Here is a 12,306-nt window from a genome sequence, read left to right on the forward strand (position 1 = left end):
TCTAATAAATTCGGAAATCATCTAATATATTTTAATTTGTTCTAATAAAATGGCGATGTTCTAATATATCCGTCCGTTGTGCTATTATCGGTTCGCTTTGTTCTAATATCACCTAGCCTTTTTCTAATAAAGCTCCGACATTTTCGAATACCCCGTATAATTGTTCTAATAAAATTTAAACCGTATGCTTTTCCACACGATTTGAACTAAAAAACTCGCCATGAACTTCAAGCGTTCACCGAAGTTCTAATAACCTCCTCATTTCTCTCACACCAAAAAAGCATGCCAGAAATCTCTTTCCGGCACGCCTAGTTTCTAAACTCTCTCGATAATTAAAGCAATTCCCTGGCCGCCCCCGATACAGAGACTGGCTACCGCATACTTCCCGTTGCGTCGTTGCAGTTCGTATGCAGCGGATAAGATGATTCTCGTTCCACTTGCACCTACCGGATGACCGAGGGCAATTGCACCACCATTTACATTCGTTTTCTCACGGTCCAGTCCAAGTTCCTTTTCCACTGCGATATACTGGGCTGCAAATGCTTCATTAATTTCAACTAAGTCCATGTCCTCAATTGTTAAATTCGCACGCTCCAATGCTTGACGAATTGCCGGAGCCGGGCCGATTCCCATAATTGTCGGATCTACACCAGCGATTCCCCATGACACGATGCGGGCTAACGGCTTTAACCCTTGTTCCTTTACAAAATCTTCACTTGCGACAACGACAGATGCTGCCCCGTCGTTAATTCCCGAAGCGTTCGCAGCAGTAACTGAGCCGTCCTTTTTAAATGCAGGGCGTAACTTTGCCAAGCTTTCCAGTGTACCGCCTTCTTTAATATGTTCATCCTGATCTATTAAAATCTCGCCTTTTCTCGTAGCTACAGCAACCGGCACAATCTCTTTCGCAAAGATGCCGTCCTGACGCGCTTTTGCTGCACGTTCGTTTGAAAGAAGTGCAAATGCATCTTGCTCCTCGCGGGAAATCGTATATTGTTCAGCAAGCTTTTCTGCTGTCAAGCCCATCCCTGAACCTGTATACTGGTCAGTTAATGTCGCTTGGAGCATATCTGTAAACTCTAGGTTGCCCAGTTTTGAACCGCTGAAGCGTTGCTCGAAATTCGAATATGGCGATTGGGACATATTTTCCGCTCCCCCAGCGAGTACAACATCCCCTTCACCTAGCTGAATCATCTGAGCCGCCGAAACGACAGATTGCATGCCCGATCCGCAAAGACGGTTTAACGTTAATGCTGGAACTTCCTTTGGTACACCTGCATAAAGGCCGATATGACGGGCTAAATATGCCGAGTTTTCACCTGTTGTAATTACACCCCCGTAAATGACATGGTCCACTTGCTCAGGCTGTACGTTTGCGCGATTTAACGCTTCCACTGCTGTTTTTGTACCAAGCTGTACTGCATCTGTTGTTGCAAAAGAACCTCCAAAAGCTGTAAATGCTGTACGTGCCCCGTCTACGATATATACGTTTTTCATTATTCCATCCCCTTTGTAAGTACTATTTTATAATTTGCTTTGCGATAATCCCCTTCATGATTTCGGTCGTTCCTGCGTAAATTGCTGCTACCGGAATATCACGATATCGTCTTGCGATTTCATATTCCTCCATATAACCGTAACCACCGTGCAGCTGCAGACAATCTGATACGACACGCTTGGCCATTTCACTGATCCACCATTTGGCCATCGATACTTCCTTCACGATATCTTCTCCTGCAATATGTTTGGCAATTAAACTATCGACATATGTACGGCCAAGGTCAATTTCAGTCGCCATTTCCGCTAACTTGAATTGAGTATTTTGGAAATCGGCGATGCGGCTGCCGAATGCCTTTCGTTCTTTTACATAGTCTACTGTCAGTTTTAAGCAGCATTCAGCCTCGATTTGTGTTTCTATAGCGACAATAAGTCTTTCCTGCTGCAGTTTTTCCATTAAATAATAGAAGCCCCTGTTTTCTTCCCCTAATAAGTTTTCTGCAGGTACACGTACATCTTCAAAAATAAGCTCTCCTGTATCTGCACTGTGCATTCCTATTTTATCGAGTTTTTTCCCGCGCTTGAAACCAGGTGTACCATTTTCCACAATAAGCAGACTAACACCTTTATATGCCGGAGTGGCCTGCGGATCTGTTTTACAAACGACAACAACATAATCTGCATGAATGCCATTCGTAATAAACGTTTTTTCACCATTTAAAATATAAAAATCGCCATCTTTTTTCGCGGTCGTTTGAATGCCTGCAAGATCAGAGCCTGCACCCGGTTCCGTCATAGCAATAGCTGAAATGTACTCGCCTGTAACGCTTTTAGGAAGCCATTTCTCCTTTTGTCCAGTTGTCCCGTATGCTTCAATATAAGGTGTCACAATATCGGAATGAAGTGAAATCCCGCTTGCTAACCCTGCACCGACACGCTCAAGTTCCTCCGTTAATATAGCAGAATAGCCAAAATCCAGTGCAAGCCCCCCATACTCTTCACTCACCATTGGACATAAAAAGCCATTCTCCCCAAGCTTCAGCCAAAACTCACGTGGAATATCCCGATCCTTTTCCCATTGTTCAAAATATGGATATGCCTCTTTATCCAGCATTTTGCGTAAAGCTTTTCTAAACATCTCATGCTCTTCAGTATAAATACCCATTTCCCCGCCCCCCTTTGTTTTTTCTGAATATTATCACATCTTAATTTTAACAGGCACAAAAAACGGAAACAATGTTTTTATAAGAAATATTATTGCACTATACAGAAATTCAGTGGAAAATTAAAAAGAGTTGCCAGAATTAGTTCATGACAACTCTCGGTATTAACTATTGTTTAAAAGTAAAATAGCTTTTCTTGTATGGCCATTTACTTGTTCTAACGCAAGTTTTACTCGTTCATAATTTTCATTTGTTTTTAGCATAACAATTGCCGGCTTAACAGCAAATTTTGTTTTTTCAAGTACTTCTTCTGCTTCCTCATATTTGCAGTCCGTCGCATCGATGACAATTCTTTTAGCCCGCTCTATTAATTTTTTATTGCTTGCATGTACATCGACCATTAAGTTTTCGTATGCTTTGCCTAATTGCACCATAGACGCCGTACTGATCATATTTAAAATCATTTTATGTGATGTGGCTGCTTTTAATCGTGTTGATCCTGTTAATATTTCGGGCCCTACAACAACTTCAATCGCTTCTTCCGCATAGCGGCTTACTTCAGAATTAATATTGCTCGTCAAACTTACCGTGTAGGCACCGACAGATTGCGCATACTCTAAAGCACCCATTACAAATGGGGTCGTACCACTTGCCGTAATACCGATAATGGAATCGAACTGCGTTATGTTTTTTTCCTTTAATTTGTTTATTCCATCTTCCAAACGATCTTCAGCATTTTCAACTGCTTGGAAAAATGCATCCTTTCCGCCTGCCATGATCGTTTGTACTAGTTCCGGATCGGTCATAAAAGTAGGGGGACATTCAGATGCATCAAGCATTCCTAAACGACCACTAGTTCCCGCACCGATATAAAAAAGGCGGCCACCGTTATTCATATTGTCAACCACTCTTTTAATTACTTTCTCAATGGTAGGTAAAACTTGTTCAACACTATTCACAACCTGCATATCTTCTTTATTCATGATTTGAAGTATGTCCGAGATAGGCATTACATCCAAATTCATTGTTTCATTATTACGTTTTTCAGTCGTTAATTGATCGTAATTCATGTTATCTCACCTTCCAATAGACGCCATGTTTGTTGAATCGTTTGTTTAACTACATCACTTACTTCCTTATTACTTTCATGTAACGCTAATAAGTAAGCTCCAACTGTCCCCGGAATTGTTGGCTTCAAAGCAATCAAATCTGGAAATCGCGATGAAAAACGGACGATAAATTCTTCAAAAAATATATTGTTCAAAAATAATCCGCCGTGTAATACAACCGGCTTCGTCCGATCAATTCGTGAATAGGCACTTTCAATAAGTTCCAGTAAAGCTTCTTGAACGGCACTGACCATGGATTTTGCTAATAAATCTTCTGTAAAAGCATCCAGAACAATCCTGCTTACAGATGAAATAGCTGTTACAGGATTCGTGCTTCCGTAAACTTTTGTAATGAGTTGGTCAGGTGACAGTACATTAAAATGGGTCAATATCTTTTTCTGAAAAGGTTTCAAAGGTACTTTGTCATCATGCGCTTTTAAAACGGAACGAATGGCAAGCTTCCCTAAATGATACCCGCTTCCTTCGTCACCCAATAAATAGCCCCAGCCACCAACACGAAATGTTTTTTGCTGCTCATAACCGAATATAATCGCTCCGGTTCCAGCAATAAGTAAAGTGCCTTCCCTGCCCCAAGTACCCGCTGCCAATGCGGCATGGATATCACTCTGGATTTTAAGTTTTTCCAGAACGGGTGATTGCTTAAACGCATCATATATTTTCTGTTGTTCAGCTTGTCGATCTGCCCCTGCCATTGCAGCAAATACCGTTTCCACATCTGTAAATGCGACCCCTGTCTTTATTAACAACTGGTTGATTAACTCATTTATAAGTGTGTACAACTGCTCTGTTGAAATCGCTGTTAAATTGCCGGAACTTCCTTTGGCAACTGCAAGTAAATGTCCACTTTCATCACCAATTACAGCGGTTGTTTTTGTGCCGCCACCATCTATACCAATCCATAGTTTTCCTGACATATGCTCACCTTATCTATTCATTTTCAAGTGCAACTAAGTTGTGCACAATTCGTCGAAACCGTTGAATTTCACAACCCCGTCCAAAATGAACGCGATTTGTTAACAAAATAATCGCTAATTGCTTCTCATCCGATATCCAAATTGAAGTGCCCGTAAAACCGGTATGCCCAAAACCGTCTCGCAAATATTGGCCGGAAAATGAAGGCGAAGAATACAATTGCCACCCTAAGCCACGCTGTTCCTCATGTTGCTTAGTAAAACTTTGCTTTGCTAATTGTTTAGTATGCTCGTGAAAAATAGAATCGGTACCCTTCATAAACGATTGAGCAAACTTTGCCAAGTCTTCTGCAGTCGAAAACAACCCTGCGTGCCCGCTTACTCCGCCAAAATGCAGTGCATTTTCATCATGCACTTCACCCCACTGATGTTTCTTTAAATAGGTACGATATTCAGTAGCAGCAATATTCCTCAGTAACTGGACAGACGGATTAAATACGGTATTGTGCATATGAAGCGGCTGAAATACATTTTTATCGGCATAGTCTGCTAATGAAATTCCGGTAACCTTTTCTATTAGTTTTCCTAATAAAATATAGTTTACATCACTATAGATCAACTGCTGCTCTACATTTTTCCGTCCTGTTTCCTGTGCTATCCGTTCAATGACATCTGTGTAAGCTATCCCTTCTATATAAAACTTAATTTCAGCCTGAAAGCCGCTAGTATGTGTTAATAAATGACGAATCTTAACTTCTTCATGCATCAACTTAAGTTCCGGAAAGTAGTAGCTAATGGAATCATCTAAATCAATCAACCCCTGCTCAAGCAATAATAAAATCGAGCTTGCCGTTGCTGTTACTTTCGTTAATGAAGCACAATCAAACAGCGTCTGTTCCGTCATTGGAATTTGCTGCTTTGTATGTGCCATCCCAAATGCTTTACAGTAAAGGACATCTTCTGCATTTGCCACAGCCAATACCGCACCGGGCAGTTCTTTATTATGGACCGCTGTTTCAATAAACTCTTCAACTCGTGATAAAGACATAATTCCCCTCCTATTTGATTGCACCTTCAGTCATACCTTTTACGATATGGCGTTGGAAAATCGAATAGAAAGCGATTACCGGAATAACAGCAATACATAGTCCCGCAAATAGTACACCCCATGCACTGTCGTATTGCGCGTCTATTTTCAGTAAATTCATCGCAACACCTAACGTATTTTTACTTTCGGTTTGCAGTAAAATTAACGCCATAAAAAATTCATTCCAATATGAAATGGCATTTAAGATTGTAACTGTCATAATCCCAGACTTGATGAGTGGTGTCACAATTTTAAACAAAATTCCATATGGACTCATACCATCAACGACCGCTGCTTCTTCCAGCTCTTTAGGAATATTTCCTATAAACCCAACGAGAATGAAGATCGTAAATGGTACATGTGAAATGGCATAAACAAGCGATAACGCCCACAAGTTATCCAGTAAATTAAACTTCATTAATAAGAAAAATAGAGGGATCCAACCTAAAACGGATGGAATCATCATTGATGCTAAATAAACATTCACTAGCACTTCACCAAATTTCGAACGAACACGCTCCAATGCATAAGCTGTCGGAATCGATAATAGGAGTGTTAAAAACGAGCCAAGTACTGTTACAAAAAAACTGTTTAAAAATGCTCGCCCGATATTGTAGTCATTCCATGCACGTTCAAAATTTGTAAAACTAAAATCAGTCGGCAATGACCAAGGTGACGTGAAGATTTCTGCATTCGATTTAAACGCACCCATAAACATCCATATTAATGGGAAAATAACGATAAACGCCCATAGGATTAACGGGATACGTACTAAAATTTGTGAAACTACTTTCATCTAAATTCCCCCCGCTAATATTCGACTTTTTCTTTTTTCAATATAAATTGCGAAATGAGAACAGTAATGAGCGATACGACCAGGATTAGAACACCAATCGCTGCACCATAGCCAAATTGGAAGTCTTCAAACGCGCGCTGGTATAAATACGAGCCCATTACTTCCGAAGCACTTCCCGGGCCACCACCTGTCATTACTTGCACAAGTACAAACGAACCGTTAAGAGACGTAATAATGATATAAAGAATGGATGTTTTTATTTGTGGCCAAACAAGCGGAACCGTAATATGCCAAAATTGCTGCCATTCGGATGCACCATCAATATCTGCAGCTTCATATAAACTTTTTGGCACATTCGAAATACCACCCATAATAAGGAGCATAAATAACCCAATCCCTGCCCATATTGCGGGAATCGCTATACTAGGCAGTACCCAGGTTTTATCACCTAACCAAGGGCGGGCCCAATCTGTCAATCCGACCTGATTTAATAAGCTGTTGACAATTCCCATGTTCGGATCATAAATAAACTGCCATAAAATCCCGATGACTACTACGGACATAATATTAGGAAAGAAGAATACAATTCGATAAAATGGCGCTTCTTTAATCTTAAGCTGTGTTAATGCCACTGCAAAAAATAGAGCGAGCGTCATGATCCCAATGACTTTTACAAAAACGAAGAAAAAGTCATTTATGATTGCCTTTTTAATAATGGAGTCGTTCCATAGACGAATATAATTATCTAAGCCGATAAATGTTTTGTTTGCGCTTGTTCCGGACCAGTCAAAAAATGAGTAATACAACCCGCCTAACATAGGATAAACAGTAAAAATTAAAAAGAGCAGAAAAGTCGGCAGTAAACAAAATGCTAAAAACAAATATTTGCTTTTGGAAGAAAAGGTCATTGTCGTTACTCCTTTCTCTATTGATTAAATAAGGTTGCTAAAAAGCTTTTAGCAACCTCATTTTCCTTACCTTATTTTCTTAGTTCCTCTGCTTTTTTCACCATCTTATCGACGAATTCCTCAGCAGTAATTTCACCAAGTAAGATATCAATAATTAGTAATTTAATTTCATTTGTAATTTCAACCGAAATTTTTTGCACTTCAGCATCTGGTGTGTAACGTTTGTACGTATGAACAGCACCTGGATTATTGATCATTTCATTAATATTTTTCAAGAAATCCTGAACATTCGTATTCGAAGACAGATCAACATCTTTCATGTTCATAATCGCACCTGTTGCTTCAGCAAATGCCTGCGCATATTCTTCCGTAAAGATGAATTCTAAAAATGCCTTTGCAGCTTCCGGATTTTGCGATTTTTCAGCAATGGCAATTGTACGGATATCCGGTACAAGTGCTAATGGCTTACCAGGATCATTCATCGGTGTTGGTGTGAAGCCAAATTCAAAACTGTCCGGCGTATCATTTTTCATTTCATTTGGTAACCAGAAACCTACTGGAATATAAGCATTTTTATGCATTAAGAAGTTCATTTGTGATTGCGTATGGTTGTAAGCCGCAAAACCGCTATCAATTACGCCTGCTTTAGCAATTTTTTCAACCTTCTTCAATACTTCAAGCGTTTCAGGTTTTTTCCAAGCCTCTACTACACCGTTGTTTAAGTCATTTAATAACTCTTCGCCGCCTGCTGCAGCAAATGCCGGGTTCAATACGCCACGGTGGAAGTATTGTGTATGCTGCCCTGTCGTTACAAATGGTGCAATTTTTGTATCAGCCTTAATTTTTTCCATAGAACTGATCCAGCTGTCAAAGTCAGTTGGTACTTCCCATCCGTTTTCTTCAAACCACTTCGTGTCATACCAAGTTCCCCAAGTATCGAATACTAATGGTAAACTATAGATTTTCCCGCCATCTACTTCTTCTGCCGGCGAGATAAAGCTGTCTAATAGTGCTGTACCGTTTTCAAGTTTAACCCCTTTTGCAAATTCACTAATATCCATTAACTGACCTTCAGCGATCATTTGTGTTTCACTAGCTCCTGCCCCATCGATATATACGACATCAGGTGGTGATTCTGAAATCCAGCGTGTGTTCATCTCTGTATTAATATTCGGACCTGCATGTTCAACAATTTCTAAATCCGGATGCTGTTTTTGGAAGTCCCCAATAACTTGCTTCCACCATCCATCACCATATCCTCCGACAAAATATTGAATTTCCAGTTTGCCTGACAAACCATCCCCTGTACTTTCTGTAGAAGTATTATCCGATGAAGTCGTTGATTGTTCAGTATTGCTGTTTCCTTCAGTGTCGCTGTTTGATTCCTCGTCATTCGAACACGCAACGAGCAATAACATTAAACTCATTAATGCTACTAAAAACCAAGTCTGCTTTCTCTTTTTCATAACAAACATACATTACACCCCTTCATTTTCATTATGTTAACTATATGAATATAGTCAGCACCAATATTAACGAGAGAAACCCTTAATTACCTCGAGTGTGCGATTTAACGCAATTATCGAATTATCATAGTTTAATGTGGCAATTCCTGTATATAAAATATCAATTAATGTCAGTTGGGCGATGCGTGATGCGGTTGCCGAGCTACGAATATCCGCTTCATTAGAAACAACGTATAATGCATAGTCTGCAAAGCTTTGTATTGTATTTCGCTTGTTTTGCGTCATTGTAATAATCGTTGTCTGATTCTCTTTTGCAACTGTAAGCGCATTAATAATTTCCTTCGTTTCACCTGAGTACGAGATTGCGAATACAACATCCTCGCTCGTTGCATGTGTTGCGGCAATAAGCTGCCCATGACTATCGAAAATCGTTTCACAGCTTTTATTGATCCGCTTCAATTTGTGTTCGAAATCCTGTGCAACGATTGCTGAAGCTCCGATGCCAATAAAGATGATCTTTTTCGCATTATTAATTTTATGGATAATCTTTTCAAGTTCTCTTTCACCATTAATCATTAGCGTTCGTTGGATTGCGTCGATATTATGCATTTCAATTGTCTGTATCATTTGGAGTATCGTTGAATCTTTTTCTAATTCAAAGTTGTGGTTGTGTGGAATTTTCAGAGTAGGTGCTGAAGCAATACTTAGTTTTAAATCTTTGAAACCGGAAAAGTTTAATGCCCTGCACATCCTCACAATTGTTGCTTCGCTTGTTTTAGCTTTTTCAGCCAACACAGCAATCGGCATGCGAATGACATCATCTAAATGGCTTAATATATATAAAGCCACATTTCTTTCAGCAGGTTTAAGCAATTCCATCCCCGAACGTATTCTTTCAATACTATTTTCCAAGTTTATTACCTACTCTCGAACAAATTGTTGTAAAACTTCATTATTAATTTAATATATATGAAATTTAACTTCATAATAAAACCTATATTGCTAGTCGTCAAGAATTTATTTAAATTTTCCGAAAACAAAAGGATTTTAATGTATTATTTTATTGATAAATTGACTATTGCTATAATATTGTAGAAATTCAATTATACGGTGGTGAATCTTTATGAAGTATGCATTTTTGAGTGACTTACATTCGCACTATAAAAATACGAAAAAGGTGTTAAATCATATACAGCAAGTAGCGCCCAATGCAGAGATTATTGGCTTAGGAGATTTGTTTGAGTGTAAAATCGGCAAGAAAAAGGCAAAAATGGTTCGGCATGCAAAGTTAAAAGATGCAGCGATAGTTGATGAAAGGTTTATGAGCCTCTTAACATTCCCTTCAATTATCGGGAATCAGGAAGAACGTATTGCCCTAGTAACAGGGGATGAGCGCTTTCTTCAATATGAAGATGCGCTTGTAATTGAACACGCCACTTTAATTCATGGGCACCAAATAGAGTGGGATAAAACATTCAATCCTACCTTTCCGAACATTGAAACGCCATTGCTGTTTTTTGGACATAGTCATGAAGCTGCGATCTATAAAGATGGGCTACGACATTCTGTCCCTTACGATATCCCGCTGGCTGTCGGAAAAAATCAATACCAGATTAATGTCGGTCCTGTCGTTGATAATAAAGAATGGTGTCTGTATGACAGCGAGGAAATGACGGTTACATTTATGCAGGCTCAATAGGAAAAGGCTGCCCTGGAGTAAATTCAGGACAGCCATTTTTAATCTTTCAATATAGCGGACTATAAAACATCCGGCAGCTCGGAATCCATACCAAATTTTTGGCGGAAACCGCATTTCTTGCAAAGTTCTTCAATAGCTTCACGACGGGAAAATCCGTCTACTAAGTTTTGTGCACGGTCAGTAGTAATAATGTCGCCGAACTTCTGATCGTGGACATTCCCTAAATTAATGACACCCTCGCCATCCAAACAGCAAGGTACAACAGAGCCATCTACTAAAATGGCTGCATGTGTACGCAATGCATGACAGAACCCTTTGCCTTCATCCGCTTTTTCAAGCAGGCTCGGCCAGCGGAATTCATGATCTTGGTTTAAATAAATATTTTTTGCGATTTTTACTCCTGAGCCCATTTCTACCCGCTCTTGAATTTCATAGTCCAACTCATACTCTTTTTCCAGAATTTCAAGTGTTTCGCGGTTTCTGCGATTTGCCAGCTCGGAAACATTTTTGCGCTGTAAATTCCATAGACGGTAAGAAATAATGACATTATGTTTTCTTACATCCCGTACAAATTCCAAAATATCACCTAAGTACTTTTCACGGTTTTCAGATCCTTCATGTCCATCAAAACTATGAAGTGAAAAGTTTATTTGTCTGAGTGCAGGCTTGCCCAGCAGCTTTTCACGGTTCTTTTTAATTAATGTCCCGTTTGTCGTAATATTTACTTTAAAGCCTTTTTCATGTGCAATATCGAGTAACTGCCCGATGCGCGGATGCAATAATGGCTCCCCTTTTACATGTAGGTATATATATTTTGTGTAGCCGCTAATTTCATCTAAAATATGAGCAAATTGCTCTACCTTTATTAATCCTTTTGCTCGCTCTGTAGGTGGACAAAAGCTGCATGCTAAATTACATACACTTGTAATTTCGATATACACTTTCTTAAAAGTTTTCAACGCTCGTTCACCATTCCTTTTTTTGATCCTAAACAATACTTTTCATTGTAACAAATTTCTTATGTAAAAAGGAAGCTGTCTGTTTGACTTAATACACAATGCAAATAAAAAACCGCCTAGAATATGAATGATATTCTAGGCAGTTCGTATTTTTATCCGCGGTAGCGTACGGATAGGCCTTTAAGGAATTTACGGGCAAAGTTGTCGCCGCATTCTTTGTAATTACGGTGACCCGGTTTACGCATAATGGCGCCAAGTTCGCCTTTTGATACTGCAATACCCCCGTCATCAAGCACATCCAGCATCTCTTCTGTCGTCAGCTGGCATGCCACTTTCAGCTTTTTCAGCATCATGTTGTTAACATGATCCGGCTTTTCCTGCACAGGCGCTGGCTGCCCTTCTTTTTTCGGCATCGGTCCACGCTTATACGTAATCAACCCATTGAAAAATGCTTCCAAATTTTTATGATTCACTTTCATTTGGTCATAATCAGCAGGTGCTTCCTCATCTTTTTCCAAAGACTTCGTTAAAATTTTCGGCATATCCTCCGGGGAAACTGTAACGCCACCTAACTTAAAAATTTCAATCATTTCTTTATTTTTCAAATCCAATGCATAACGCGTTCGGATGAGAATATCATTATTATCCATAATAACCTCCATACTTCTTTCGCTAGCAAATATTATATCA

General features: G+C 39.4%; 12 protein-coding genes. 1 reads left to right on the top strand and 11 read right to left on the bottom strand.

Annotated features, from left to right (window positions below):
• Positions 1–315 precede the first annotated feature (315 nt).
• The 9 genes from AC6CH1_RS15650 to AC6CH1_RS15690 all read right to left on the bottom strand — a co-directional run bounded on the left by AC6CH1_RS15650 (position 316) and on the right by AC6CH1_RS15690 (position 9,870).
• Complete coding sequence (locus tag AC6CH1_RS15650; RefSeq protein ID WP_498318382.1) at positions 316–1,497, bottom strand: acetyl-CoA C-acetyltransferase; 1,182 nt, start codon at positions 1,495–1,497, stop codon at positions 316–318.
• A 22-nt stretch (positions 1,498–1,519) separates the two neighbouring features.
• Positions 1,520–2,662: an acyl-CoA dehydrogenase family protein gene (locus AC6CH1_RS15655; protein ID WP_498318383.1), complete on the bottom strand. Its 1,143-nt coding sequence runs from the start codon at positions 2,660–2,662 to the stop codon at positions 1,520–1,522.
• A gap of 162 nt (positions 2,663–2,824) precedes the next feature.
• The gene (gene murQ, locus AC6CH1_RS15660) at positions 2,825–3,730 is read right to left on the bottom strand and encodes an N-acetylmuramic acid 6-phosphate etherase (protein WP_498318384.1); all 906 of its coding nucleotides are present in this window, start codon (positions 3,728–3,730) and stop codon (positions 2,825–2,827) included.
• Positions 3,727–4,704, bottom strand: coding sequence for an N-acetylglucosamine kinase (locus AC6CH1_RS15665; RefSeq protein WP_498318386.1), 978 nt, complete (start codon positions 4,702–4,704; stop codon positions 3,727–3,729). Before AC6CH1_RS15665 ends, murQ begins: the two co-directional genes overlap by 4 nt.
• 13 nt (positions 4,705–4,717) lie before the next feature.
• Positions 4,718–5,749, bottom strand: a complete 1,032-nt coding sequence (locus AC6CH1_RS15670; RefSeq protein ID WP_498318387.1) for a serine hydrolase domain-containing protein — start codon at positions 5,747–5,749, stop codon at positions 4,718–4,720.
• Positions 5,750–5,759: 10 nt separating this feature from the next.
• Positions 5,760–6,584: a carbohydrate ABC transporter permease gene (locus AC6CH1_RS15675; RefSeq protein ID WP_498318389.1), complete on the bottom strand. Its 825-nt coding sequence runs from the start codon at positions 6,582–6,584 to the stop codon at positions 5,760–5,762.
• A gap of 14 nt (positions 6,585–6,598) precedes the next feature.
• Entirely contained in the window at positions 6,599–7,492 is an 894-nt protein-coding gene (locus AC6CH1_RS15680) for a carbohydrate ABC transporter permease (RefSeq protein WP_251690713.1), read from the bottom strand.
• 71 nt (positions 7,493–7,563) lie between these two features.
• On the bottom strand, positions 7,564–8,967 hold the full coding sequence (locus AC6CH1_RS15685) for an extracellular solute-binding protein (RefSeq protein WP_427713196.1): 1,404 nt from the start codon (positions 8,965–8,967) through the stop codon (positions 7,564–7,566).
• A gap of 57 nt (positions 8,968–9,024) precedes the next feature.
• Positions 9,025–9,870, bottom strand: a complete 846-nt coding sequence (locus tag AC6CH1_RS15690) for a MurR/RpiR family transcriptional regulator (protein ID WP_251690715.1) — start codon at positions 9,868–9,870, stop codon at positions 9,025–9,027.
• A 211-nt stretch (positions 9,871–10,081) separates the two neighbouring features.
• Here AC6CH1_RS15690 and AC6CH1_RS15695 point away from each other — a divergent pair, with 211 nt between their 5' ends.
• Entirely contained in the window at positions 10,082–10,657 is a 576-nt protein-coding gene (locus AC6CH1_RS15695) for a metallophosphoesterase family protein (protein WP_498318391.1), read from the top strand.
• Between the two features lie 59 nt (positions 10,658–10,716).
• Here the strand turns inward: AC6CH1_RS15695 and AC6CH1_RS15700 are convergent, their stop codons facing one another.
• Positions 10,717–11,616, bottom strand: coding sequence for a radical SAM/SPASM domain-containing protein (locus AC6CH1_RS15700; protein ID WP_251690717.1), 900 nt, complete (start codon positions 11,614–11,616; stop codon positions 10,717–10,719).
• A gap of 152 nt (positions 11,617–11,768) precedes the next feature.
• Complete coding sequence (locus AC6CH1_RS15705; RefSeq protein WP_008405641.1) at positions 11,769–12,266, bottom strand: YehS family protein; 498 nt, start codon at positions 12,264–12,266, stop codon at positions 11,769–11,771.
• Positions 12,267–12,306 lie beyond the last annotated feature (40 nt).

The sequence above is a fragment of the Solibacillus sp. GQ1 genome, from assembly GCF_059758555.1.

Coding starts and splice junctions, on each gene's coding strand:
- AC6CH1_RS15650 (WP_498318382.1), bottom strand. CDS start 1,497: ATGAAAAACGTATATATCGTAGACGGGGCACGTACAGCATTTACAGCT.
- AC6CH1_RS15655 (WP_498318383.1), bottom strand. CDS start 2,662: ATGGGTATTTATACTGAAGAGCATGAGATGTTTAGAAAAGCTTTACGC.
- murQ (WP_498318384.1), bottom strand. CDS start 3,730: ATGAATTACGATCAATTAACGACTGAAAAACGTAATAATGAAACAATG.
- AC6CH1_RS15665 (WP_498318386.1), bottom strand. CDS start 4,704: ATGTCAGGAAAACTATGGATTGGTATAGATGGTGGCGGCACAAAAACA.
- AC6CH1_RS15670 (WP_498318387.1), bottom strand. CDS start 5,749: ATGTCTTTATCACGAGTTGAAGAGTTTATTGAAACAGCGGTCCATAAT.
- AC6CH1_RS15675 (WP_498318389.1), bottom strand. CDS start 6,584: ATGAAAGTAGTTTCACAAATTTTAGTACGTATCCCGTTAATCCTATGG.
- AC6CH1_RS15680 (WP_251690713.1), bottom strand. CDS start 7,492: ATGACCTTTTCTTCCAAAAGCAAATATTTGTTTTTAGCATTTTGTTTA.
- AC6CH1_RS15685 (WP_427713196.1), bottom strand. CDS start 8,967: ATGTTTGTTATGAAAAAGAGAAAGCAGACTTGGTTTTTAGTAGCATTA.
- AC6CH1_RS15695 (WP_498318391.1), top strand. CDS start 10,082: ATGAAGTATGCATTTTTGAGTGACTTACATTCGCACTATAAAAATACG.
- AC6CH1_RS15705 (WP_008405641.1), bottom strand. CDS start 12,266: ATGGATAATAATGATATTCTCATCCGAACGCGTTATGCATTGGATTTG.